This window comes from Mesorhizobium sp. WSM1343, from assembly GCF_055901535.1.
Window position 1 is genome coordinate 227,767 of sequence record NZ_JBVVWZ010000002.1, and the last position, 24,734, is coordinate 252,500.

Genomic DNA, 24,734 nt, shown 5'->3' on the forward strand with positions numbered 1-24,734 from the left:
CGTTTCCAGAACCGGCTCCCCCCATGGCTGCCAGCGACCTTGCGGACCAGCCGCCGGTGATGCCGGTACCAAGCCTGACGAGGTCAATGAAGAAGTCAGGAGCGTATCCGAAGTAATGTTCAAACGATGCATACAGCAACGACGCCTCACCGGCTTGACCGGTTTCTTGGCTCGCCCCTTTAGGTGGGCCGTGGGTCAAGTGGATTGCTAATACGAGGCTCAAGGACCTTTATCGTTATGCTTGTCTCTGCCGGCTGCGCCACATTCTATTGGTGGTGGAGAGACTGCTATGCCCTTCAGGGCGGGCTAGCGATGGAGCGCCTTCGAAGGTGAAAGCAATTCCCGCGTCCTCAAACGCCTGACGCATGGCCGCGATCTTGTGGGGACGCGGATTTCGAATACCGTTCTCAAAATCTCTGATCGTCATTTCGCTAACGCTCGCTTTTGCGGCAAGCCGTACTCGCGGCCAGTTCAGCAGGGCGCGTGCTGCTCTCGATTGAGCTGGTGAAAGTTGGGTTCGGTTGTCCATAGGATTTGAACATTCGATACGTCTAAAATGTTCCTTCGATCTATGCGACGATCGAAGGATCGAGCAATTCCCGTCGCGGGGGACGTCACGAGCGATGTCTCAGCAATGCATGCGACAGGCAATAGGCGGGCACCGGGACGGGGGGCAAGCAGTGGGCGCCTGAAGCGAGCGCTGCGGGTTGGCGGGCGTCCGCCGCTATCGCAACCAACCCTGTTGCGGCTCGTTGACCTATGCTGGTTGGTCCCAGCACACTCCAGAACCTGCCCGCCACTTCGCGGTGGCGGGCTTTTTGTGAATCAGCGGAACCTGATATGTCGCGGCAGGTTGGAAAAGCGGCAGCGTCCCCCGCTGCCGGTCGAGGTCCCCAAGCCTCGTCCGGGTCCGCCTCTACCCGCAAGTGGGGCGGACCCACTAAATATGTTGCGGATCAAGGCGACCTGGTTTCCGAAAGCCGTTATTGCTGGTCGTTGACGGGCGTTCAAGCTGGCGCTGCTACACACCTCCTGGCAAGCACTCTATCTTGTCTGGGCCCGACCAAAGCCCGACATGGAATCGCAAAGGTCTGACCTGTGAAACAAGGAAGCCTTTTCCACATTTGGAAATGTGACCGTCGATCATCGTCCCTTCATCGTCGGTTGGTTGATACCCGCCACGGCTCGCTTGGCGTGGCGGGTACTCATTCATGGAGAGCGTATGCAGCCTGGTGAGATCATCGCGAATGTGTTTGCAGCGGGGTTGGTAAGCGTCCTGGTAGCAGTCGTTTTCCTGATTTTCGGGAACCCGCTCTGGCCTGAACGACACGTCCGGATGGTCATCATCCCGCCTGTCCATAGAATGACAACCACCGCTATCAAAAATGCCTGGCCAGACCTGCCGGACAAAATTGATTTGAACGTTTCGCGCCCGAGGCCGGCCACCGATGAGCGGATCTGAAGCGTCCTTCGAAGCGCACTGACCTGGAGCGCTATGGCGCGCGCCCTGTGCTAGGGTGGCCGGTCAGCTTTCCGGTCTAGACTGAAGTGCATTGTGGATATGTGTTGCTGCGGTGGCGGCATGGCCAAACGCAACGGCAATTTGATTGAGGCCCTCAGCCACGTCTCCAATGGCATAGAGACCCGCAGTCGACGTTTCGAGGTGTCGGCTGACCAGAACATATCCTTGCGCGTCACACTCTGCACCGAGTGCGACGGCAAGTTCAGAGCGCACATCAGACCCCATTGCGGGGTACACCACATCCAATTCCCGCATTGGCGCACCGTCGGCCATGACAACGCCGAACCCGGTTGCTCGAGCAACAAGATCCTCGACGGTGTCCCAGATTTCGATGCCGCCTGCCGAGGCCATGCCGCGGGCGGCATCGGAAATATCCTCCGGATAGTTGGCAAGCAAGGTAACCTGACCGCTGTACTCCTTCAAAAACAGGGCTTCCTTGAGCGCCAGATGCTCTGGGCCGACGACGCCGATGCGCTTGCCCACGGCCTCATAGGCGTCGCAGACCGGACACAGTCGGACGGTGCCGGCCGCGACGGCCTCCTCCAGCCCTTCTATTGCCGGGGCCTTGTCCACGATCCCGGTTGCAAGAACCACGCGCCTTGCTCGGATGGTCCCGAAGGTGGTCGTCAGCACAAAGGTCCCGTCGCGCTTCTTGGCGCCCGCTACACGACCGTCCACTACGCCTGCACCGTATCTCTGTGCCTGGGCTTTGAGACGGCCGAGCAACTCTGACCCGCCTACGCCGTCCGGGAAGCCAGGACAGTTATGCGATTTTGGAATGAGCTTGGCTCGTGCGTCGCCAGCGTCGACCACGATCACCGAATGCAGGAATCTGGCCAGATACATGCCTGCCGCAAGTCCTGCGGGGCCGCCGCCGACAATAGCCACGTCGAATTCATGACCGGGGGAAGAAATTGGCATTTCGCCCAACATTGCAAACAGGATCTTGTTCCCTGCTTTGGCAGAGGGGATGAGCGACGGTCAGGCCTCCAAACGTGATTTACGCGGCAACTCGTCGAGGTCCCTTTCACCGGGCGATGGCGCGCGCCTCAATCTGATTTGCGCAGTCTTCGCCATCAAGCGATTCCAGCTTCTGCAAATCAGGCTTCAATTCGAGGTGCCCGAAAATGCCGACATGGCATTTCACAGGCCAACTTGTTAGACCTGCGACCGTGCGCATTTCCCAAGCCGACGCGATTCGAATCGGATCGACCTGCCGGGAAAACCCACCTGATAGCCCCGTCCTTCCGATCCGGAGGGCGCAATGCCGATCGTCTGAAGGGCCGCTCAAATTTACTGACCCAGTCGAGGTGCAGACTATCATAGTTGATTGTTGCTGCCGGTGACCTCGCATAATCAAAGGCTCACGAGGCTTTCCAACAGAGGACGGTATGTTGTATCCAGGTCGATTTTTGGAACCGAGCGATATTGTGATGCTTGCCCGTGTTTGTGCGACGGTCTGCGAACAGCGCGGCGTACCTGTTGCTTCGTGGGCCGGAGAACGGACAGCTGCGCACGTACTCAGGCTGTTTCTGAACGGCTTGACTGGGGAGAATGAGCTGATCGATGCTGAGAAGAACTGGGCTCGCGGGAGTGATCTGGCTTTCGAGGGGGCTCCTGTCAGCTACGAAAACAAAAGAGAGGCCGCGTGATTCAAGCTTCCTGAGAATCGAATGTAGCCAAGAAAACTGCTCGCCCACGGGTCAGGCACCAGAGGCACCTCCCTGCATATCGGGGGTGTTGCTGTGGCACTTCAGGTGAGAAAAAGATCTCCGCACGCCGCCCGATCCGTGGTGTCCGGGCGATTTTCCAGGTGGACTCGACATGAGGCAAGCGCATCCTTTTTGATCCCGGCTCGGCCTTCCTGGTTTGGGGCTGAAGCGTCGGATTGGTCAGAGCACATCGATGTCTGTCAAAGTCCGAAGACCGCTTCGTAAAATCCGTTTCTAAATGCTGCCGATCCGCTCCTGGCCCAACGCCGCCGGACCGCTTTGGCCCAGCAATGAGCGAAGCAACAAAAGGGGCGGTTTGGCCGTTCTCATTAGTCGCACTGGCGGGCCGGGGCATTCGAAGACATGACTACGCCGCAAATTTTGTCATTTGCCGTAACCTTCGTGATGATGGCAGCGTTCGTGTGGGGTCGCTATCGATATGATCTGGTCGCGGCTGTGGCACTGTTGCTTGCTGTCGCGGTTGGCATTGTGCCTTTTGACGAAGCCTTCAGCGGGTTCAGCGACGATATCGTGATTATTGTCGGCAGTGCTCTGCTGGTGAGCGCAGGGATAGCACGCTCGGGTATCATGGAGGCAGCGATCAAGCGCTTTGCTCCGAAATTATCGGGAGTTCGGTCGCAACTGGCGCTGCTGGTGATCGTGGTCACGATCCTCTCTGCCTTTGTAAAGAATATCGGGGCGCTCGCTATCATGATTCCGATCGCCTTCCAGTTCGCGCGCCGGTCTAACATTTCACCCTCGATATTCCTGATGCCCATGGCATTCGGGTCACTGCTCGGCGGACTAATGACGCAGGTGGGAACATCACCCAACATCGTAGTGTCCCGAGTGCGACAGGAGCTGATCGGAACCGCCTTCACAATGTTCGACTTCACACCTGTTGGAGCTGCCATAGCCGCTGCCGGAACGATCTTCCTGCTGTTTTTCTATTGGTTGTTGCCGGTGCGCGAAAAGCATGGCGGGTCACTGAATGAAGCCCTCGACATCAAGAATTACCTTACAGAGGCTCGAATTGTCGCCGACTCCACGGTGCTCGGGAAAACCGTCGCAGACCTCATGAAGCTCGCCGGGGGCGATGCAATCGTGACGTCGATCCTGCGCAATCGCACGATGCGGATGACGCCACTGCCCGACGTGGTCCTCAAGGTGGATGACATCCTGTTGCTCGAGGGCGACCCAGAAGCGCTGGATCGCCTTGTCTCCCAGGGCAGGCTCAGCGTGACCGGGGATAGGGGCGGTGGTGACGACACCACCAACGAGATGGTCGCTATCGAAGCCGTAATCGGTGAAAGCTCCTCTTTGATCGGCTGGACCGCCCAGCGCCTTGCCCTTTACGATCGCTTCAACGTCAACCTCCTGGCCGTCAGCCGTCGTGGGGAGCGCCTCGACCGCAGGCTGGCCGCAGTCGAGCTGAGGCTCGGGGACGTTGTCGTCTTGCGGGGCAGTGCAGCGAGGATGCCCGAGATACTTCGTGAACTCGGCTGCTTACCGCTGGCAGAAAGGGCTATCCTTCTTGGTAGCGTCCGCAAGGGTATCGTGCCGGTAGTGGTCCTTGCTCTCGCCATGGTGGCGACGGCGTTTGGGCTGCTGCCAGTGTCCGTCGCTTTTTTCGCGGCCGCGGTCGCGATTGTGCTTTTCAAGGTCATTCCGCTCCGCGATGTTTACCAATCGCTCGATGGGCCTATCCTCGTCATGCTCGCCGTTCTCATTCCAGTGAGCGATTCACTACGCAGTACAGGAGCTACGGGAGTAGTTGCCGGCGAGCTTGCTAGACTGGGGACCCTCCTTCCGGCGTCCGGCGCACTGACGCTCATCCTTGTCGCCGCCATGGCCGTTACGCCATTCCTCAACAATGCCGCCACCGTCCTTGTCATGGCGCCTATCGCCGCCGAATTTGCTAGTGATCTGGGCTACAGGCCCGAACCGTTTTTGATGGCTGTCGCCATTGGCGCCGGCTGTGATTTTCTCACCCCGATCGGACACCAGTGCAACACGCTTGTCATGGGGCCGGGTGGCTACCGCTTCAGCGACTATCCGCGTCTGGGACTTCCCCTGTCTTTCCTCGTAGTCATTGTTGCTGTGCCGATGCTTATGATCGTCTGGCCAATGAACTGACATCCGAAATTCGGATGCCTTCTTGGAAATCCCACACGACACCACAATCGTGAATGAGGTCGCCGCGCAAGCCTGACGCGGGCTGGCCAACCTGCGGTCAGTGTCGCCAGCAGTTCCCCTCTCGTCCCGCCCGCGGCAACAGAAACTGTGTTCCGGCCGCTCTATCGGGGCAAAGGGAAATCCAGCAAACAAACCTTAGGCCATGGACTATACACCGCAGCGAGATTGTCAGGGGCTTGGCGGAGTATTGACGTCGTTTCTCACCTAGGAAAAGCCGGTTCACCTTCGTGATGACGACAGGCCGATAACTCTTTCTTCGAGAATACGAGGCCCTTTCGGGCTGCGATCAGCATCACAAGTCGTGTGTTGCTCAGCGGCAGGGCCCTGGTGAACTGCAAGTCGTCGCGACGACCATTCGACCTTGGTGCTACCTGAGATACCAGCGTTGCACATCGCGCAGGAAGGACGAGGGCGGCTGTTAGCCGCCCAGTCATTTCATCTCACACGTTGCGACGACCTCTGGCGCTTTCCAGGTCATCACCTGTGTAGACTTCATCCGTTGGATCGAAGCCGGTCCAACCGCCTGCTTCGTATTCGGTTCGCCGATGGGCTATGTCGACGGAATTATATTGCTTCAGTATCTGTTCCGCGTCGGGGACAAGGTCGTCTTCGACCCTGGCTATAACCATTGTTCCCCCGCGCCGAACGCCTTCGGCATAAACATGTGCGTCGCTTTCCGGCACACCGGACTCTGTCATCGCGCCGATGATGCCGCCAGCTGCGCCACCGACCACGGCACCGCCGACAGCGCCGACCGCAGTCGCTGCCAGCCAGCCCGCGGCAACCACGGGGCCGAGACCAGGTATGGCCATCAGGCCAAGGCCGGTGAGCAGACCGCCGGCCCCGCCGACTACGGCGCCGACACCAGCCCCTGCTGCCGCATCCTCGCCAGCCTCCGACGCTTCGCCCGTAAGCCGGCCGCCCGAATTACCCGCCACGATGCTAATATCGTCGTGCGGAACGCCCGTGGCTTCAAGCTCGCCCACAGCGTCGCTTGCTTGATCATAATTGTCGAAGAGGCCTGTTACGGTTTTCATTTGATTTGTCCTTGGTTGGAGATCAATTCTTGCCGGCAACGACGTTGCCTTGAAAGTCGAGGGCGATGGGTGCTGCTTTGCCGTCCTTGCTCGCCGTTCCACGCCAGATGCCCTTGTCATCCTTCGTCAGGGCGGAGACGTCCGAGTAGCCCGCCTTCTCGATGGCGTTCTTGGCCTGGTCCTCGGTGAAGCTGTTGGCGCCAGGCACCGGGGCCACAGAATTTGTGGCGGCCGCATCGGACGCGGCTGGCGCGGAACTGTCGGGGGCAGGAGCGGCAGCCGCGACCTTGCCAACCATCTCCTGATGCATCTTGAGTGTCGGCAACGTCTCGCTTGCAAACGACTTGAGAGCGGAATTGTCGCCGTCCCTGGCGTAGCTTTCAAACATGCTTACAGCATCGGCATGCGCCGTCTTCTGCATGTCGGCATAGGTTGCATCGACTGGCGCCGCAGCTGACTGCAACTTGTCGACGTCGCTCTTGTGGGCAGCGTCGAGGTCGGCGGGCACCTGCAATTTCTGTTCGCCGGCAATACTCTCGAGTTTGGCGTTCGCAGCACCGTGGTCGGAGATCATCTTCTGCGCGAAATCCTTAAGGGTCGGATCCTGGAGCTTGCTTTGAGCGACCTTGCTGGACTGCACTTCGAACATCCCGCCGATCGCGGCCTTCGTGACGAAGTCCTGGGCCGTCTCTGCTGACAAGGCAGGCAGTACAGCGGTCATTGCGGTCGCGATCGACAGCGATGCCATGCGTAGTTTGGTTCTCATGCTTAGGTTCCTTGGTTGAGGAGGACGATGAACTCCAATCTCCCGGCGCCATCTTTGTTCCGGGCCTTGATAAATGTCGGATATTTTCGGGGCGCCATTCCCGCCGTCACGAGCTGGGCGGAGTGACACCGATCCCAGATTGTCCAGGAACCCCAGACCGATCGAAGAGTTGCCATTGCTCGCAGAGGGGACCTGATGGCGGAAAACCAACGGTGAGTTTGGTATGCTTGCCGGCAAAGAGCCTGAAGCAGACGGGACGGCCGACCAGAAGATCACCACACGGCGGAAAGATGTCAGTAGCGCAACAGATTGCGCTTACCCAGGCATCCCGGCGGCGTCAGCAGGTCGACATGCGTGACCTTCGCCAAGTAAAATGCCGGCCAAGGCTCGTTTCTGAGGGTTAGCTTATGAAAGCCCGCCGCCCCATTTGCGAAGCGGCGGGCTTCATCCGCCCCAACTTGTCAAAGCAACTTTGATGCCAAACCTTTTTGGCTCTTTATAGGACAATGGCCCCTCCGACAGCGATCAAACAGACATCCAAAATGCCAGCAGCAGGGCGCATAAGGACGAGACGAGGGCAGCGGTGGCAAAAAACACGCCCTGCCAATCTGGCGGTGGCTCGGATATCAACTTGTCGGGGGGCGGCTGATTGTCATTCATGAAAGCAATTTGCGACGCCAAGTGTAGTTCCCCCTGATCCTTCAGGTTGTCGGCGGAAATGCTCGTCGCCTACCGAAGGCCAAAAAAACTCAAAATCGCCAAGACGACGACCACCGCACCAACGAGCCAAATGAGATTGTTCATGATCTCTCTCCTGTTGCTTTCGAAAGTTCGCGCCTGGCAGCCCCGATCGTTTGGGACGCTTCTTCTTCGAGTTTTACAAGCTTCTCCCTGATCTCGTCCGGCTCGGCATGCTCCAATCCGACAACGTCGTTCCTGGTTTCCTTCAGTGAAACGATGATCTCGTCGAGTTTTGCGTGAATGGCGGCGGTATCGCGATAGCCTTGTAAAAGGACAACACCGGTGATCACGATGGCGGCAACCGACAGGGCATAGGTGACCGCATTTGTCAGTCCAAAAGGCACCAGGGCGGTGCACAAAACCATTGCCATGAGCATGACATAGAAGCCTGGCGGCCGAGATAGGAAGTCGGAGGCCGCGAAAAGGAACCGATTCATATGCTGGCCAAGGTCATCAAGGCGACCAGTGCGGTAATCGCCACACAAACAGGCACCGCCGCCAACAGGCCTGCCTCTAAGATCCGACTCTCCTTGTCGCGCAACATCAGGTCACCTACTGCAGGTTAAAGATACGGGTTCGGCGTCGGAAGGGACGTTTGCCCGCCGATCCACCACATGACAGCCAAGAACGAGTGCCATCACGAGAAAGGGAACAGCCGCGAATAACCAGCGTGCTTGGTCCACACTTTATCCATCTGCATTCTTCCAAATTCGAGAGACAACAGCCGCGGAAGCCAAGCGTTCCAGCCGCTGCCGCTGACAGGACCAATGCGGTTTCCAGAACCAGACTTAGGTCCCAAGGGGACTAGACCTAAGTACCTAGGGCGGAACGTTTAGGGCGGCTCCATGTTCAACTTGCCGGGCGGCGCGGGACGATGATCGTGTTGCGCCCGTCCCTACAGGAGTGCAGATATGAACATGCTTCTAAAGAACACCGCAGCAGCGATGTTGCTATTGGCTGGGATCGGCTCAGCCGCCGCGGACGACATCATCATCCAGCCGGAACAGGACACCGTCATCCGCGAATATGTGAAGAAGCAGCCCCTGGCGTCGGTCAAGCTCCCCGGCGTGGAACTGAATGTCGGGACAGCCCTGCCGGAAACGGTTGAGATCCATGAGGTCCCCAACGTCAAATATCGCTACGTTGTGGTCGACAACCGCACGGTGCTGGTGGACCCGGGCACCCGAAAAATCATCAAGGTTTACGACTGAACGAACCATCCAACCCCGCCGCCATCGCCTGGCGGCGGGGTCGAAGCTTACAAATCTCCACAATCCGGTGACGAGCCTTGAGTCCCGACATCGCAACCTTCCAAAGGTCCGGCTTTATGGATGATGGTCGCCGCCAGGCAGAGTTTTCCGCTCAACAAGCCAGTCCAGGAGCTCAAGGACTTTCAGGGCAAGATCTGTGCACGAGTAATACGCTTTATGGCGCTCCTGCCTCCGGGTGACCAGACCAGATTCTCGCATCATGCCGAGATGCTGGGAGAGTGCTGAGTTGCTAAGCCCCAATCGCGGCGCCAGATCAGAAACGGACATTTCTCCGTCAGCAAGAATCATTAGAGCGAGAAGGCGCTTTTCATTAGCCATGGCAGCGAGCAGCTCGGCGGATGGCGCATAAATGCTGGGCTTTTCGGGATTCATGATGTTCCCCTCGCTCACGCGTCGAGCGCGCCTTGCGCCGGCCTCCTTGACGGCAGCGGCGGGCGCCCCAATGAGGATGTGCCGGGATCGTCGCGTGCCCGGCGCGCTAGAACTATTAGCGTGGTGTATGTTCCATCAGAAGGGCGTCGCTGTCTCACGGCCAGCCTCGGCGGCTAAGCGCCTTAGCTCCTGGATCGGCCTTTCTTCGAAGCCTGGGGACCCTTGGCTTCGGCAGCAAGGCGTTGTTCTCGAAGTCGCGCAGTTTTCAAATAACGCGCCTCTCTCTCGGCCGCGTTAGCAACTTTTGCCTCGCGGTCTGCGCGCTCCAATCGGTCTTTGTCGACGCTTCGCTGGGACACTTTTGCCTCCTACCAGAAGACCGTTGAATTTACTGTTCGCTAAATTGTTCCCGTCAATCGGCGACTGCCTTCCTGACGCATGCCGACCCAGCCGCCGTCCGCAGCACCGATGGCCACGACGATCTCGTCGGCAGCCGGGCCGTCTGCGATCTGAAAATTGGCGGTGATGAAGTGTGAGCGGCGACCGTTCTCACTCTTGTGCATCATCGGAAGCGACAGCAGCGCGCCAGGCGCGCTGCGTGTGTTGCAGAATTCGAGATAGGTCGTGCCGCCCACGAGGTGAAGGAAATTGCTTCTCGCCTCGCGGATAATGGCGTCATTAACATGGGCTAATGCGAGAGACCCTCCGAGAGGGTATTGGAGAGCTTAGCGAAAGGGCTGAACGATGACGATAGTCGAACTGGCTTTCGATTTGCTTGCGAAGAAGCTCGCCGCCCGCACCGGCATTTCCAGCGAAGAAGCTAGTGACCTCGTCGCCACTATGGGAGCTGATTGGTCGTCACTCGTGCGAGCAGCAAGGGTAATGAAAAAATACTCCGGTGTTGCCTGACCCGCTCGGCCTGGAAGGACTTCCTCCTCGCATGAGGGCACAAACGACCAGCTTGATGGGACGAATCGTCAGGCCATAACGGAGGCCGCGTGGCACGCGCATTTCCCAGAACGCACTCGATCACCTGCCAAGAAAACATGGCGGTGCGGGTCGCCCCAAACTCCCGAGACAACGCCCGACCGCTGCCGAATGTTTCGTGGCCCGGCCCGACGGAGGTTCTCACTTCAGTGGCCTAACGATGCTTCTTGCGACTTGCGTCTTGACGCAAGATGCCGCTCTCTCAGTTCCTGTTTTCAATCGGAATGACGCTCCACGCCCGCATGAGGAACTGCCGTCATCAGACCAGGTCGTTTTGTCGTTGCCGCCCAAACAGGACGGTCACCCCCAAGACCGATACGAATATTACCTGGTCAAGGTAGTTGCTATGTGGGCCCGCGCCACGGCGGTCAGCGTGGGCCCGTACGCTGCGCTGACCGGCGCTCACTATCGCCTGCGAGCCACGATCGTAGATCAGCGCTTGGCGTTGTCACTCTCCGAGTCGGCCCGCGCGAGGAACTGCTCGGCTGTCGCTGGAATATGGCTTTTCAACCAGTCCGCCATCGCAACTTCCTCACGCAGATTCTCTTCGCAGAGCTGGGCGACCTCTGCTTCGCCTAGCGATTTGGCGGCGGCGATCAGGATTGTGTAGGAGGCGATTTCCATGTGCTCGAACGTGTAGCTTGCAAGCGATCCCTTCATCACTTCGTCCCCGGCGAACACCCCACTGAGCGACTGCGCCATTGCCGTCAGCTTGCCGCCGGCATCCTTCAGTGTGGAAGATCCTTGTCCGATGCGGTCAAGACAGGTTTCCAGCCGAGCAGCCTGCTGTCTGGTCTCCTGGATGTGCTGGCGAATCCGCTCGCTGAGCTCAGGATAGTTCTCTATCCGGTTCAGTTGCCCATTCAACATGGTTTCGGCCTGCTCCTCCATGGCGTGAGCATCCCTGAGCCATTGGACAAGCCATTCGCGTGATTCTGACATTTCATACCTCCTTCATGGGTCGGCCAGAACTTTCAAAGGGAGATATTGTTCCTCATCGGTTGAGCTGCCGAGTCAGCCTGTATTGCAGGCTCCTGGAGGTAGGCGCTGCAAGCGGGCGCTTGGCACCAGGAGAGAGTGGCGGGCGACGGGCATGGTCGCGGTGTCCGCGTTGGCAAAACGCATTCCTGCAGAAATGACGAAGCTGCTGCCTGCCGCGGGTTCCGTGATGGATGATCTCAATGAAGCGTTTCGCGTCGGCTCGCATTCCAATACCCGCACCGCGACGTGTCAGGCTGTGTCTTGCCCGAGCGCCTTGGCCGTTGCTATTCGTCTTGCGAAATCAGCCCGTTGCCGGTGCGCCCCAGCGAGGCAGGTTCAACAACGGAGATCATATCACGATGGAACGTCACGGCCTTTCGCAGGTTGGTATTGGGGTTTTCGCGCTAGGGAAAGAGCCATGACTTCTTCAGACAAGTCTTCAACTGACATATCACACCGCCCCGAGAAATCGAGCGGCAGGACCCCGTCAAAGTCGGCGACACCTTCACCGGCCCCAGAGAAAATATCCGGAGCAGGCCCTGCGGTCGCCGAGCATTCGAAAGACGCCAAGGCGCCCAGAGGCGGGCGTCAACCTGGGGCCTATGTCAAGGATTAGATGGCCGAGCTGGGTGCGTTTGTCTGGCCAACAGGAAGCGACGAGGAGGTTTTTATGCAGATGATGGGAGTTGTCGTCAGCCGAGACCAGGCTCCGGTCGTGGAATTTCGGGGCGAGGGAGGCGAGTGTATTACAGTTACCCTGCAGGCCGGGCATACTCTTCCCGACGATGAACTCATTGCAAAGGCCAGGGCTATGATGGTTCAGGTCGCTCAGTTCGGGACGGACCAGATCAACAATGCGGCGATGTCTGACGGGTCGTCGGCCGATGGGGTGATACAATCCGGAATGTCGGGATAGATAGCTTCGCTCGGTGCGGGCTACAAGGCCACGAGTCGGTAGCGGACGTGCACTCATCAGCCAGAAGATGGCGAGAGCGGCACGCAGGCAAGGCACGCAGATCGCACCCTCCAAAGCAGCGACACCGGCGATCATCGAAAGCCGAGCGTGAGCGTTGGGGCTATCAAAGCTATGGAACAAAGCTGGCGCGCACTGGTTGGGGCCAAATTCAACGCTGTGGGGAGGGGATATGTCGCGCATCTTCAATCTTGGTTTGCCGGTCCTGCTTGGCGCTGCAACGTTCACGCTCAATGTTGCTTCGGACCCGCTGCCGCCGGATCTGACGTATCGACCATTGCCAAGCTTGCCTTTTTCTGCGGTCAAGGAAACTGACGAGGCGCAAAAGCCGGCTGTGACACAACGGCAACGCGGCCTGCTCGAGAGCCGTTACGATCTGGCCGACCGGCCGATGCCCGGCGTCATGATGTCGGGCGGGCGCAAGGCTGTACAAGAAGGCTCGCGAGTGAAACTGCCGGCAGGCGAAACCTGGAGCAGCCTGGCAGCGAAAACCCCTCAGGAAATTCGTGATCGTGGTCTGTTGCCGCAAGGCTTCCTACCGTTGCCGCACGTCAAGCAGGCCGCCGGAGGTCAGGTCTTTCCTGAAAGTGAGATTAGAGAGATCGGCGCTGATGAAGGACGCGATCTGCGCCGCTTCGACGTCGATTTCGATCTACCGGATCACCTTACCCCGGAGTTTCCACCTCCAATATTTCTGACCACGCACCCGGAGCTTGGAGATGTGTCGCGAGGGGATCTGCTGACGATACGCAACTTCTACGAATACATGAACGGCATCATCACGCCCGTGCAGATGGAAGGACTTCGTCTGCTGCTGACGCCATTTCCGCAGGAGGAATTCAACCAGACCGAGGACAGGAAGGTAGCGATGCAAAGCACGGGTGTCGCTTGCCTCGATTGCCATTCCAATTTCCACACCAACGGGGCGTTTCACCTCACCCCGGACGTGCGGCCGCAAGCCGAGCGCTTCCGGCTCGACACAACCAGCCTGCGCGGCTTGTTCAACCAGCAGATCCACGGATCCAAGCGCTCGCTGCGTTCCGTGGAAGACTTTACGGAGTTCGAACAGCGCACCGCCTATTTCAACGGCGATCACGTGAGCGCCACCCGCAAGGGCGTGAACCTGCCGGATCGGCCCAACCAGGTCGCGATGATGGCGCAGATGCAGAACATCATCGATTTTCCTCCGGCACCCAAGCTCGATCCCTTTGGACGACTTGACCCGGCTACCGCCAGTGCGCTGGAGATCAAGGGCGAGCAGGTGTTCATGGGAAAGGGCCGCTGCGGCGAATGTCATGTTCCAGCCCAGTCCTTCATGGACAACAATATGCACGACCTGAAGCTCGAGCGATTCTACAAAGTTGGTCAGACGTTCAACGACCAGGTTGCCATTCCAGATGGACCCATCAAGACCTTCACGTTGCGCGGGATCAAGGATTCTCCGCCCTATCTTCATGACGGCCGTCTGATGACGCTGGGCGATACCGTTGAGTTCTTCAACCTGGTGCTCGGAACGAAGCTCGACCAATCGGAAAAGGAAGCATTGGTGGCCTATTTGCTCACGCTCTAGACATCACCCGGGAAAAACCGTGGCCGACAATTAACTAGGTATTGAATGGAGGACAGTTCATGCGTGCCGCCATAATGACAGTAGTCCTGGCAGTGTCGCCCTGCTGTGCGCTGGCGCAAATCGGCAATCCAGCCGGTCTTGCCCCCGATACCAGTATGGAGAAGCCTGGAGTTCCAGCACCGCACCAGACGAATTATCAGGATCGGCTTTTCGTACAGCTAATTACGGCAGGCGGCAGGGCCGAGATAGAGTTCGGGCGACTCGCGGCTGGAAAGACAAGCCACGAAGACCTCCGTGAATTTGCAAATCGGATGGTCGATGATCACAACAAGGCCAATGAGCAGCTGAAATCCGTGGCCGATAAAAGCAAGATTCCACTTCCCGAAGGGCTCGATCCAGATCACAAGAAAATCCGTTCCGATCTCGAAAAGCTCGACGGCGCCGCGTTTGAGCTGGCGTACCTGAGGGCGCAGATCGTCGATCACCAAAGGACGGCGCAGCTCCTGGCTTGGGAGATAGGCTCGGGCGAGGATGCAGCGCTTCAGCGCTTCGCCTCCGAAAAGCTGCCGACGGTGCTTGAACATCTTGACCTGGCCCGCACGTTGCACGCGAAGCTGGCAGGCCAAGCCCTGTTCGCGCCGGATACGCAAAAGGCCAAATGAAGCGGCGGTCATGTGGCACCTGAAAGTTCAGCTGCCTTCCGTGAATGTCAGCGCACGCGCTTCTGTTCGTCTGATTGAGAAAGTGACGCCATGGCGGAACTTCGGATCGCCGCCGCGCTTAATCCGGTGGAGGAGTTATCCGATGAACGCGACCAAAGAGTTTTTTGAAAGCTGGTTGCAGGAGAATGTCGGCACTCTTGCCGGCCAAGAGGAAGTGAGCTTCGCCGTGCTGGCTCAGCAATTCGAGCAGGATGCCGAAGCGGCCGGTTATGGTCGCGAGGTGCGTGAGGACGAGCTCGGAAACATTGAAGATGCGATCGAGCAAGCGCTCAAGAAAGCGCGAACTGGCGTGCATGGTGACGCCGCTGGCGAACCCAGCGATGTGGCAGCCCTCATGGATGCGCTGGAGGTCGAAGATGCCAAAAGCGGGCCGTAGGCCATACCAGATCAGCTCTTTTCGTTTGTCGAAGTTGCCGGGGTAGCCCCATGGAGCAGTTTCGCAAGGACATGGCCGCCTTGGCAGAGCCGGCTTTCTGGGTGACGATAGGTTTGCTTCTGGTCCCTTATGCGCTTGGAACGGTGCTGCTCGTTTGGACCTGCGGCTGCCTGTAAGGTGCTACTGACACACCCCGGTGGTGGTTCAACGGCCCTAACGCCATACAATACCCAGCTAATGCGCTCGCGGGGGAATCCTGCGCTGCAGCAATGTCCGAACGATCTCGTCGCCAGGAAGTTCATCGTCGACACCAAGCTCCTTTGCTGCCGGTAATCGCACCGCCGCGGCTGACAGCTTTTGGGAGAGGGCCGCCGTGTGCAGGCGCCGACGCTATCTGCGCTCTCAAAGTTCCAGCTACGGCCCCCTGTCACGGTTCCCCGATCACGCGCCTGAAGCGCGTTTCCTTGCCTCGAAAATAGCCCAGCAGCTTGCGCGTTGCCTTGGAACACTTGTGTCATATCGAAGTTCGGCCCGCATAGGAGAACCGAGATGGCCATCCCACAAGCGGACAACGACAACCACCTGCGCATGAAGCCGGCTCATCGAGGCAAAATCTCGCCCAAGGGGGCGATACACCAGGTTAGAGCACGACCCAGGTACAAAATGGCTCTGCGGGCGACAAGAATTAAGGCGAGGCGCTGAGATGCCGCGGACCAATAATGACGCTCGCAACGAGAAGACCACATCAGCTGCAGCAATCATTGTCGACAAGGAACGTGCTGAGCGCGCCGCCAAGACGGCGCGGTTAAAGGAAGCGCGCCTCGCACAGGCCATCACGCCGTCTCCCATAGAACGCAAGCAGCGTGTCACCAAAAAGGTTCGCAGGATTTTTGTTGCTGGCTAGGAGGTGTCCGTGACGCGCAATCATGACAAGGAAAGATACGACCGCGCCAAACGCATCAGCCAAGAGACGCTGGACGCTGAACGCGCACAACGCGCCGAGAAGACGGCGCGGCTGAGACAAGCAAGGCTTGCACAGCGTCCGGTGGAGTCGTCGCCGGCGCAGCCGCAAACTCGCCGCAAACCCATCCAGGCTCTCAAAAAGAGAAGCCGTAAGGTGATCGAAGTCTTTTAGGCTCTCCACATCCGTGCGGAACACTGGGAGAGTCCAGCGGCGAGCGCGGCTGGGAGGGAGGGCTTCCGCGACCTGATCCAGCAAGGCTGCGAAATACCTGGCGAGCAATCGCGGGGACTTTGGATCTCCGCCTCCTCGCCATTATCAGAGCTGGGAGCGAAACCTGCTCGCAAAGTAGTCGGTGACCTTTTCGCTTAGCGGACGCGCTTGCCATTCTTCCAGACTGACCTGCCTTGATCGCTTCAGGTCCTCGTTGAAAACGTCTATTTGCGTCCGCGCGAATTCCAAGCCGTAGACGTTCAGACTGGCCTCATCGTTGAGGCGCAAGGATCGCTCATCCAGATTAGCCGAGCCAAAGCTCACCCAGGCATCGTCGACGATCAAAAGCTTGGGATGGTACATTGTGGGTTGAAACTCAAAGATGCGCACACCGGCCTTGAGCAATTCGCCCCAGAAAAAGCGCGAGCCCTTTCGCACCACAGGCACATCCGTGAGCCAATTGGGAACGATGACATCGACCGAGACGCCTCGCTTCCTTGCATCAAGAATCTGCTGCAGCGCGATGTCGTCCGGCACGAAGTAGGCCATGCCGATGCGCAGATGATCCTTGGCCGCGGCTATTGCCGCCAACATCATCAACTCCATGTTCTCCGAGCCGTTTGGCTGCGAAGAAAGTATCAACTGCGCATCGAGACCGCCAGCGGCCGCAACTGCAGGGTAGAACTTCCCGCCCTGCAATGTCTCGCCGGTCGTCTCAAGCCAGTTTTCGGCGAACGCCGCCTGGAATGCGGGCACGGCTGGTCCTTCGATCCGGTAATGCGTGTCGCGCCATTCATTTGAGTTGCGTGCGTTCCCGCGCCAATCATCGGCAATGCCGACCCCGCCAGTGAAAGCGATCCGGCCATCAACGATCAGCAGCTTGCGATGAGTTCGGTTGTTTACACGGTCCAACGTATACCAGCGTAGCGGCCGATAGCGTTCGAACCGCACACCTGCCGTCGTCATGATGCGGATCAGGTCCTCGTCGAAGGGAAGGCTGCCAACCCAGTCGACGTTCACGCGGACTTCCACGCCTTCGCGGGCCTTCGTCGCCAATGCGATCGCGAACTCGTAGCCGATGGCTCCTGACCAATAAATATACGTTTCCATGTTGACGCTGGATCGAGCCGCCCCGATTGCTTGCAGCATTGAGGGAAATATTTCGTCTCCGTTGACGAGAGTTTGGACCGCGTTGGAACCGAACATCTGCCCTTGCGAATAGCTGCTCATCGTCTTGGGAAATTGGGGATCCGTAGCGTCGAACCGGTGGGGGACGATAGATCGTAGAACGCGCGGCTGTGGAGTGAGGTTTATGATCAACACCGTGAGCAGGCTGCCGATGGCGGCAATGGCCAGATAGATGAGCACCTTTCGCCAAGGCGCAATGCGGGAGGTCTTCTTGCGGGCGCCTGACGCAACGGAACCGAAAGGCTGCACGTCAATCGCCCTGTTGCTGGCGATGGCGATGTTTTTCGATCTCCTCAGGCTCTTCATCGTCGATCCGGGTGATGTTTGAAGCCGCGTGATCTGACCGCAGGATCTCGTCCAGCTTGGCGTGGCTCGCTTGAGTGTCGCGGTGCTCCGCGCGCTGGATGAACAGCGTCATCGCCCACGTGAACAATGTTGCGGCTCCATGCCAATCCAAGCTCTGTCGCTCGAAAATCATCCAAAGAATTGCGTAGGCCAACAAGACCAGGAACGCAGCGGGACGGGAAGTCAGTGTGCCGATTGTGGTAAGGGCGCTGGTGATCGGATGATTTGCCATTCCAGAGAACTCGCGGCAGTCCCCCCTGGTTCCGGCGAGACATCATACCGCCCCGCCGTGCCTGCAGTGGATTTGGGTCGGCCGCTTGAGTACATCGCCTCTGGCCGATCGTTACTTTCGATCGAGCACCTTTCGGACCTTCTCGGCCAGCTCGTCGATCGTGTAGGGTTTGGTCAAAAGCTCCGTTCCAAAATCGAGCGTGCCATTGTGAACAATCGCGTTTCGCGTGTAGCCGGTGGTGTAGAGCACCTTTAGTGACGGGTGCGATGTCCTGACCTTGTCCACCAGTTCGCGGCCTGACATTTCCGGCATGACCACATCGGTGAACAGAAGCGAAGGCACATGCCCGCTCTCCACGGCGGCAAGTGCATCTCGTGGCCCCGACATTTCCAGGACGGAATAGCCCAGTTCTCGCAGCGCTTCTGCGGCCATCAGGCGTACACGATCTTCATCCTCGACGATCATGATGACCTCGTCTGAATGTCCCGGATGCTCGCCCGCCAAGGCGGCGGCCGGGCTGTCGGGAATGCCGCCATGCGACCGCGGTAGATAGATCTTCAAGGTGGTTCCGACACCGAGTTCGGAATAGATCTTGACGCTGCCGCCGGACTGACGAACAAACCCATACACTTGGCTAAGTCCCAATCCGGTACCCTTGCCGACTCCCTTTGTGGTGAAGAACGGATCGAAGGCTCTTGCCAGCACGTCCGCAGTCATGCCCGTTCCGGAATCGGTGACCGCTATCATCACATACTGGCCCGAGGAGATCGCGTTTTCTCTCGCATACCGATCGTCAATATGGGCGTTAGACGTTTCAATCGTGAGCTTTCCGCCGCCGGGCATGGCATCGCGTGCGTTGACGCAAAGGTTGAGCAATGCGCTTTCCAATTGCCCTGCATCGGCCTCCACATGCCACAGCCCAGCGGCGAGCACCGTCTCGATTGCTATGGTCTCTCCAAGCGTTCGGCTCAGCAGTTCGCTCATGCCGGAGACGAGTCGATTAGGATTCAGGCGCGTCGGTGCCAAGGGCTGCTGGCGAGAGAAGGCAAGCAGCCGCTTGGTAAGTTCCGCAGCGCGTTGTGCCCCATCGATTGCACCGGTGACGAAGTGGTTCACGTTCGTGTCGCCGTTTCGGAGCTTGCGCTGCACGAGATTCAAACCGCCAATGATGACAGCCAGCATATTGTTGAAGTCGTGGGCGATGCCACCGGTAAGCTGTCCCACGGCCTCCATCTTCTGCGCCTGGCGCAGGTGCTCTTCTGCTCGGACGCGTTCGGCAACTTCCTCAGCCACACGCTGCTCAAGAGTGGCGTTGAGCGTCTGCAGCGCTTTGAACAGTCGGGAGTTGTCGATTGCCGTGGCGGCATGACCGGCCAGCCCCAGCAAGGCTGTCTCATGCTCTGCGGCAAAGACACCGCAACCGGAATGTCCGAAGAACAGCCCACCCAGCACTTCGCCCGATCGCGAAATGACCGGCACGGCAAGATAGGATCGCACGGGAAGATGGCCTTCCGGCATTCCCTTCCTCGGCGAATTTTTTCCATAGCGCACATCCATGAGGATATCATCGGAACGCACCACGCCCGTCCCGCGAAAAGTAGGCTCGAACACGGCCGTGTTGCGTGGCATGGGAAAATTTTCGAAAGCAGAGCGTGGCGCTCCCGACAGGGCGTAGAGCACATAGCTGTCCCCCGTGTCATCGAGGACATTGTAGAAAAAAGCTCCGAATTGCGCGCCTGACAGCGCGACGCCAGCGTCGGTGACAATCTGGACAATGCGCTCCACGTCCAGCTCGGCTGCCACGGCGGCGGCAGTCGCATTCATCATCTGAAGCTGGTTCTCCACCCGCTTTCGCGCGGTAATATCCATGACGGTGCCGATGAAACGCACCGCGCGTCCGGACCGGAAAAGAGATTCGCCCGTTGCAGCTATCCAACGCTCCTTTCCGTCGCGCAGCCCGATCGTCCGATATTCGATGTCGTAGCGGGAAGACTCGCCCGGCGCGAGCGCCCGGCGTACGGCCTCATCCGCCCGTTCACGGTCTTCTGGATGGAGACCGGCCAGGAACGCGCTCTCATATGTCACCTCCGCCTCAGGTGGCAGACCGAAGAGAGCTTTGCATCGGTCGTCCCAACGCAGCACCCTTGTGATGGGATCATAGTCCCACGTTCCGATAGCGGCTGCATCGGTCGCTAGCCTTAGCCGCTCCTCGCTCGCTCGGGCAGCCTGTTCCGAGCGGACGCGCTCGATGTGAGCCCATGACCGCTCTGTCACCTCCGCCAGCAAGGACAGTTCGCGCTGCGACCAGACGCGGCGCTGCGTGTCGTGAACGGCCATTAGCGCAGCCAGCCGGCCTTGCTTGACCAAGGGCATGCAGATCGTTGCCGTTATGCCGATATCCTGAAAGGTCTTTGCTTCCTCGGGCGCAATTTCCTCGAGATTGTCGTTGATGACGAGCGGCCGATTGGCGGTCAGATTGCCAACAGCGAGGCGACCGAAATCGGCAAGACTGTAGTATCCCCTGATGCTAGGCGAGCCAGGAGCGCTCCAGTCGCCGCGAATGGTGAAGTGGTCCTGGTCCGGCTCCATGTCAGCGTAGGCGCAAATCGAAACGCCTAGATGTTCGCCAAGTAGACGGGTGGTGACCTCCATGACAGCGTCGGCATCTGTCGCCGGGGATATCTCTCTGCCGAGGCGATCCAGAAAGGCCAGGCGCTCGGCATTTTCACGCAGGGCCTTCTCCGCACGAAGCCGTTCAATTGCGGTGCGCGTCCGGTCAGCCACTTCCGAAACCAGAGCAACCTCGGCCGGCGTCCAGTGTCTTGGCTCGGAGTGATTGAGGTACAATAACGCAACCAACCCGCCGCGCTCCGTAACCGGCATGTTGATGACGGATTGGGCGCTGATTGCTTTGAGAGCCTCGGCATGGTCGTGGGTTCGCGGGTCTGTCTCGGCATTCTCGAAGACGACCGTCTCGCCTCGTTTCAAATCATCGACATAGGAGCCGTAGTCCCTGAAGTTCAGAGTTCCGGCCAGACTTCGGATTCCCGGCGCGTTCCAGTCTCTGTCGATGACTATCGTTTCTTTCTCGAGATCGATCGTGCCATATCCGGCTCGACTGATGCCAAAATGCTTCCCAAGCAATTCCGCTGCCGCAAATGCCAGTTCGGCAGGATCATCGATCTCCCGAATCCTGTCACCCAACCCCGCCAGAAGCTGGAAGCGCTGCACTTCAGACGAACGTTCGCGTGACGTGACTCCCATTTCGCCCCCGGTTGGTCGGACTAGATAATGCCGTCAGTCGCGAAGAGTTCCAGGCGCCGGACAACAGGTCGGGGCTAGGCCGCCGACGCATTGCGAAGAAACTTGCGTCACGACAGCCAAGGACAACTCCATATGCGCCCTCAACGGGCGAACGACGCGCCGTGCATCATAGTTTAATGACACCTGCTGGGCTGTGCCGCATAAAGCCATTGTCAGCGGCTGTGTAACGGGCGCCGCTGCTTGGGAGCAATCCCACTGTAGCCGAATAGGAGCGCCTGATGCTTAGCCGACCAACCCGCACGAATACGGAAGCTCTCTACCCCAGTGACCTGAACATCCTTCGCGACGCGTTCGACGCGCTGTGCCAGGAATTTGCTATCTTGCCCGACACGGCGGCGGCCAACGCCGTAGCGAGAGAGCTGATCAGGTTGTTTGAAACAGGAATGACGGAAGCGGCCACACTGATGATCGCCGTGCGCGCACGTTGGCAAGGCGACTGGGAGATGGGAGGCAGCAATGCTGCCTGAGGTTTGATGATCAAGCGCAATCAACCCGCTGCATCCTTTTCGACACCGCCGCGTTGAGCGTCAAACCTGCCAGAAATGTCCGATGCGCTGGCACAATGACTGGAGCGACCGATGCCGAAATTCCGCTTCGAGTTTATCGAAGGCATGGCCCAGCCTGCAATCTTTGCCGATATGGCTGATCGAGATGAGGCTGTCAGAGAGGCGAAGCGTGCAGCCAAGGAGGCCATGCTCGACGGAATTGTCGATGGCGTGGACCCGACCAGTTGGGTGACGAAGGTTTACGACGAAGCAGGCTATCTCGTCGCCACTCTCGGATTCCAGGATCTGGTCGCCGCGCCCAGGGATACGGAAGAGTTCAAGGAAACAGAGGAGCCAGGCGTCTTGCGATCGGGTTGAAGCCGGTTTCTCCGCTGTCGCCCTCGAGCCAGATGTTGCGGCCGCCGGGCAGATCACGCCGTGAACCCGAAAAAGACCGTTTCTGGCTGGTGCGGACAGCCTTTTTGTTTAATCTCCGAAAGACGCGCAGAGGCTGCAACACGGCTTCAGCCCACCTCGACGCTCTCGAGACGGGCGCGCGGGAGTTGAGATGCGATGCATAGAGACGCCTTCACCCCATCAGAACTTGCCCTGCTCAGTCGCGTCTTCGCACGCAGCAAAATCAAAAACGAAACCGCAACCGAGAAGGAGCGGCGCGCATCACGTATTCTGGCTTACTACCAGGCTGGGGTCACGGATGAGGATGAGCTAGAACTGCTTTCTCGCCAACCGCTCGGAAGGTGACGATTAGTCTTCCTTCTTCAGAGCTTCCGCCTCGTCTTTGAGCTTCGGCCAATCGGAGCCATGCCTGCGAAGCAGCGTTCGTGCCTGCTTGGGGTCAATTTCCGTGAGCTCGACCAGATGTTCGACCTCAAGGTCCTGGCCTTTCGCAACCCGGCTTGCCTCGTTCGCTTTTCGTTGCATCTCGACGACCCTCTGCTGAGACAACATGAACGAGCGCTGAGAGTGCGCGTTCCAGAACTTCATACAAAAATCGCGACATCGATTAAATCAGTCGGATTGCGCCACTGAGGCGGGCATGCCCTTCTGCTGCGGCTTTCCGATTTGTCCAATGTGGAGAACCCGAGCTGGTCGCAAATGGCGGCGGCATCTTCGTGCGTCAGTCCGGCCACGCGGCATTCGGTTTCGTCGCCGCTCCGTTTGGTGTGCCGGCGTTCGGCAGCATTCTGTCGCAGCAAGTCCTATCGCACGTTATCTCATCAGCTTGATCTGAAGCGAGATGCTCAGCCTCAGAATCCTGTCGCCATTTTCGTTCCGCACTTCAACAAATACTTGCTGCCCGTCCACCTCGGTCAGTGCATCTCTCGTAAGGTCGATAAGGCCTTCGAAGCCTACGCGGCGCACCTCCTCCAGACCGGCACATTCGATGCCGATTTCGTCCTGGATGACCACATCGTGATCGCCACTATCAAAGAAAAATCGTGCCATCCGAAAGCTTCCGTCACCACTAAGCTGCGGGGTTCCTTTGGTGCAGGTAGGTCGTTTCGAAATCACCTGCACGAGTGAGGCCGGGCCAATCAAGAGCCTGCACCCTTGGGCCTGTGGTGGCGATGAGGCCTCTACGTCGAAGTTCCTGAAGCATTCGGTTGACGTGGACTGTAGACAAGCCCAATGCATCGCCAAGTGCTGCCTGGGTAATGGGAAGATCCGCGACGTGATCCTGGATGCGTCCAACCGAGCGCAAGCGAAAGATCAGTTCGCACAAGATGTGAGCCATGCGCGTATAGGCCTCTCGTCGTCCCACATTCGTTACCCATTCCCTGTAAATCGCTGCATCGATCAGCGTCGAGCGCCAAAAAGCCGTCGCGATTCGGGGATGCTGTTCGCAAATGGCTCGAAGAGCGTCATGTCGCATGAAGCCCAGTCTGGCTGCTGTCAGGGTCGTGAAATTGCAATCCATGACCGACAGATGCAGTCCATGCAGATCGGGAATGTCCCCAGCCACAAAGAAGGATGTAATCTGCCGTTTGCCATCGCCGGTAAGTTTGGTGGAACCGAGCAGGCCATCCAAAACCACGAACGAATTGACAGGGCGGTCACCCTCACGCACCAGGTCGTAATTGGCAAGAAAATCCTTCTCCTGAATTTGGATGTCTTTCAAAACATCAATATCGCCCTCTCGGAGATCCGAGATGCTCTGGAGCTTGCGGATAAGTACATCCGAGGATGAAGTGGGTGACAAAGTGGCTACCTAGCTGATGTTGGTTATCGAACTTGCATCCGCGTCAAAAGTTCCGGATAGCCGTAACGAGGCGCCGGACTGCTGGTCGGGAACTGGGAATTCAGGATGCCGAGGCAGGTCCTTGGCCGGGACTTCATTGCACGGGGCACAGGAGTGCTGCACACCCATAATCGAGCCCCTCGAGCAGCGCATTAACCTATGACATAGGCTGCGCTCGCAATGGTCGCTGCGACATCACATGAGGTGGTTGATCCGCCAAGGCCTGACGCTGCAACCTCACCTATGAGGGCCAGATGGCTCCGGCCAGGCATCAGGCAAAAGGCGTCTCACCTGAAGCGAGAAATCCGGCCTTGCAAATGGGCATCTCAACGAGCCCGCTTGAGGTGCGGCCGCGCAATGTCGCTACACGGTTGACGAGCGGCTATCTATTGGGGTCACTCATGGTTCATCAGGCGTCTCCAAAATCCGGCCTGGTGGGGAATGGAACTTTCTGCCGATCAGTGGGCTTTCGGATATGTCCTTCGGAAACGATGTGGAGA

24 protein-coding genes and 1 pseudogene are annotated in these 24,734 nt (G+C 58.5%); 11 read left to right on the top strand and 14 right to left on the bottom strand.

The annotated features are described in order from the left end of the window. Nucleotides 1–235 precede the first annotated feature (235 nt). Both AC0NIL_RS31640 and AC0NIL_RS31645 read right to left on the bottom strand, forming a co-directional pair. On the bottom strand, nt 236–529 hold the full coding sequence (locus AC0NIL_RS31640) for a helix-turn-helix domain-containing protein (RefSeq protein ID WP_013525096.1): 294 nt from the start codon (nt 527–529) through the stop codon (nt 236–238). 996 nt (nt 530–1,525) lie between these two features. Continuing rightward, on the bottom strand, nt 1,526–2,455 hold the full coding sequence (locus AC0NIL_RS31645; protein ID WP_224673150.1) for an NAD(P)/FAD-dependent oxidoreductase: 930 nt from the start codon (nt 2,453–2,455) through the stop codon (nt 1,526–1,528). Between the two features lie 1,142 nt (nt 2,456–3,597). On the opposite strand from AC0NIL_RS31645, the gene AC0NIL_RS31650 reads away from it, so the two are divergent. Beyond that, nucleotides 3,598–5,370, top strand: coding sequence for an SLC13 family permease (locus AC0NIL_RS31650; RefSeq protein ID WP_473573651.1), 1,773 nt, complete (start codon nt 3,598–3,600; stop codon nt 5,368–5,370). 500 nt (nt 5,371–5,870) lie between these two features. On the opposite strand, the gene AC0NIL_RS31655 is transcribed toward AC0NIL_RS31650, so the two are convergent. The 3 genes from AC0NIL_RS31655 to AC0NIL_RS31665 form a co-directional block, all read right to left on the bottom strand. Beyond that, nucleotides 5,871–6,467: a hypothetical protein gene (locus tag AC0NIL_RS31655; RefSeq protein WP_013525101.1), complete on the bottom strand. Its 597-nt coding sequence runs from the start codon at nt 6,465–6,467 to the stop codon at nt 5,871–5,873. A 22-nt stretch (nt 6,468–6,489) separates the two neighbouring features. Further along, the gene (locus AC0NIL_RS31660) at nt 6,490–7,233 is read right to left on the bottom strand and encodes a DUF4142 domain-containing protein (protein WP_024504639.1); all 744 of its coding nucleotides are present in this window, start codon (nt 7,231–7,233) and stop codon (nt 6,490–6,492) included. A gap of 800 nt (nt 7,234–8,033) precedes the next feature. Continuing rightward, entirely contained in the window at nt 8,034–8,411 is a 378-nt protein-coding gene (locus AC0NIL_RS31665) for a low affinity iron permease family protein (protein WP_024504638.1), read from the bottom strand. A gap of 474 nt (nt 8,412–8,885) precedes the next feature. Between AC0NIL_RS31665 and AC0NIL_RS31670 the strand changes: the two genes are divergently transcribed. After that, nucleotides 8,886–9,185, top strand: a complete 300-nt coding sequence (locus tag AC0NIL_RS31670) for a DUF1236 domain-containing protein (RefSeq protein ID WP_013525105.1) — start codon at nt 8,886–8,888, stop codon at nt 9,183–9,185. A gap of 114 nt (nt 9,186–9,299) precedes the next feature. Here the strand turns inward: AC0NIL_RS31670 and AC0NIL_RS31675 are convergent, their stop codons facing one another. Both AC0NIL_RS31675 and AC0NIL_RS31680 read right to left on the bottom strand, forming a co-directional pair. Continuing rightward, nucleotides 9,300–9,617, bottom strand: coding sequence for an ArsR/SmtB family transcription factor (locus AC0NIL_RS31675; protein WP_050580505.1), 318 nt, complete (start codon nt 9,615–9,617; stop codon nt 9,300–9,302). Nucleotides 9,618–10,015: 398 nt separating this feature from the next. After that, a pseudogene (locus AC0NIL_RS31680) lies at nt 10,016–10,264 on the bottom strand (amino acid synthesis family protein); the annotation flags it as partial. Between the two features lie 97 nt (nt 10,265–10,361). Between AC0NIL_RS31680 and AC0NIL_RS31685 the strand changes: the two are divergent. Further along, the gene (locus AC0NIL_RS31685) at nt 10,362–10,526 is read left to right on the top strand and encodes a hypothetical protein (RefSeq protein ID WP_164752019.1); all 165 of its coding nucleotides are present in this window, start codon (nt 10,362–10,364) and stop codon (nt 10,524–10,526) included. 510 nt (nt 10,527–11,036) lie between these two features. Here the strand turns inward: AC0NIL_RS31685 and AC0NIL_RS31690 are convergent. Beyond that, on the bottom strand, nt 11,037–11,546 hold the full coding sequence (locus AC0NIL_RS31690; RefSeq protein WP_024504634.1) for a ferritin-like domain-containing protein: 510 nt from the start codon (nt 11,544–11,546) through the stop codon (nt 11,037–11,039). Between the two features lie 655 nt (nt 11,547–12,201). On the opposite strand from AC0NIL_RS31690, the gene AC0NIL_RS31695 reads away from it, so the two are divergent. From AC0NIL_RS31695 to AC0NIL_RS31720, 6 genes are all read left to right on the top strand, one after another. Beyond that, nucleotides 12,202–12,501: a hypothetical protein gene (locus tag AC0NIL_RS31695; protein ID WP_024504632.1), complete on the top strand. Its 300-nt coding sequence runs from the start codon at nt 12,202–12,204 to the stop codon at nt 12,499–12,501. A gap of 229 nt (nt 12,502–12,730) precedes the next feature. Then, on the top strand, nt 12,731–14,128 hold the full coding sequence (locus AC0NIL_RS31700) for a cytochrome b6 (protein ID WP_013525109.1): 1,398 nt from the start codon (nt 12,731–12,733) through the stop codon (nt 14,126–14,128). A 59-nt stretch (nt 14,129–14,187) separates the two neighbouring features. Further along, entirely contained in the window at nt 14,188–14,790 is a 603-nt protein-coding gene (locus AC0NIL_RS31705; RefSeq protein WP_082826787.1) for a DUF4142 domain-containing protein, read from the top strand. A 142-nt stretch (nt 14,791–14,932) separates the two neighbouring features. Further along, nucleotides 14,933–15,226: a DUF768 domain-containing protein gene (locus AC0NIL_RS31710; RefSeq protein WP_013525111.1), complete on the top strand. Its 294-nt coding sequence runs from the start codon at nt 14,933–14,935 to the stop codon at nt 15,224–15,226. A 703-nt stretch (nt 15,227–15,929) separates the two neighbouring features. Beyond that, the gene (locus AC0NIL_RS31715; RefSeq protein WP_013525113.1) at nt 15,930–16,130 is read left to right on the top strand and encodes a hypothetical protein; all 201 of its coding nucleotides are present in this window, start codon (nt 15,930–15,932) and stop codon (nt 16,128–16,130) included. A gap of 9 nt (nt 16,131–16,139) precedes the next feature. Then, on the top strand, nt 16,140–16,361 hold the full coding sequence (locus tag AC0NIL_RS31720; protein ID WP_013525114.1) for a hypothetical protein: 222 nt from the start codon (nt 16,140–16,142) through the stop codon (nt 16,359–16,361). A gap of 144 nt (nt 16,362–16,505) precedes the next feature. Here AC0NIL_RS31720 and AC0NIL_RS31725 read toward each other — a convergent pair whose 3' ends face one another. The 3 genes from AC0NIL_RS31725 to AC0NIL_RS31735 form a co-directional block, all read right to left on the bottom strand. Continuing rightward, nucleotides 16,506–17,894, bottom strand: a complete 1,389-nt coding sequence (locus AC0NIL_RS31725; protein WP_224673152.1) for a phospholipase D-like domain-containing protein — start codon at nt 17,892–17,894, stop codon at nt 16,506–16,508. Further along, nucleotides 17,839–18,165, bottom strand: a complete 327-nt coding sequence (locus AC0NIL_RS31730) for a low affinity iron permease family protein (RefSeq protein WP_473573652.1) — start codon at nt 18,163–18,165, stop codon at nt 17,839–17,841. Before AC0NIL_RS31730 ends, AC0NIL_RS31725 begins: the two co-directional genes overlap by 56 nt. A 111-nt stretch (nt 18,166–18,276) precedes the next feature. Then, nucleotides 18,277–21,429, bottom strand: a complete 3,153-nt coding sequence (locus tag AC0NIL_RS31735; protein ID WP_050596225.1) for a GAF domain-containing protein — start codon at nt 21,427–21,429, stop codon at nt 18,277–18,279. A gap of 278 nt (nt 21,430–21,707) precedes the next feature. On the opposite strand from AC0NIL_RS31735, the gene AC0NIL_RS31740 reads away from it, so the two are divergent. Together AC0NIL_RS31740 and AC0NIL_RS31745 are read left to right on the top strand one after the other, a co-directional pair. Beyond that, the gene (locus tag AC0NIL_RS31740) at nt 21,708–21,956 is read left to right on the top strand and encodes a hypothetical protein (protein ID WP_013525118.1); all 249 of its coding nucleotides are present in this window, start codon (nt 21,708–21,710) and stop codon (nt 21,954–21,956) included. Between the two features lie 111 nt (nt 21,957–22,067). Next, nucleotides 22,068–22,352, top strand: coding sequence for a DUF6894 family protein (locus tag AC0NIL_RS31745; RefSeq protein WP_027161872.1), 285 nt, complete (start codon nt 22,068–22,070; stop codon nt 22,350–22,352). Between the two features lie 387 nt (nt 22,353–22,739). Here the strand turns inward: AC0NIL_RS31745 and AC0NIL_RS31750 are convergent, their stop codons facing one another. The 3 genes from AC0NIL_RS31750 to AC0NIL_RS31760 all read right to left on the bottom strand — a co-directional run bounded on the left by AC0NIL_RS31750 (nt 22,740) and on the right by AC0NIL_RS31760 (nt 24,195). Next, nucleotides 22,740–22,979, bottom strand: coding sequence for a hypothetical protein (locus tag AC0NIL_RS31750; RefSeq protein WP_032808429.1), 240 nt, complete (start codon nt 22,977–22,979; stop codon nt 22,740–22,742). 225 nt (nt 22,980–23,204) lie between these two features. Continuing rightward, nucleotides 23,205–23,441, bottom strand: coding sequence for a DUF6894 family protein (locus AC0NIL_RS31755; protein WP_013525122.1), 237 nt, complete (start codon nt 23,439–23,441; stop codon nt 23,205–23,207). 19 nt (nt 23,442–23,460) lie between these two features. Further along, nucleotides 23,461–24,195 carry a Crp/Fnr family transcriptional regulator gene (locus AC0NIL_RS31760; RefSeq protein WP_013525123.1) on the bottom strand — a complete coding sequence of 245 codons (735 nt, stop codon included), beginning with the start codon at nt 24,193–24,195 and terminating at the stop codon, nt 23,461–23,463. Between the last annotated feature and the right edge of the window lie 539 nt (nt 24,196–24,734).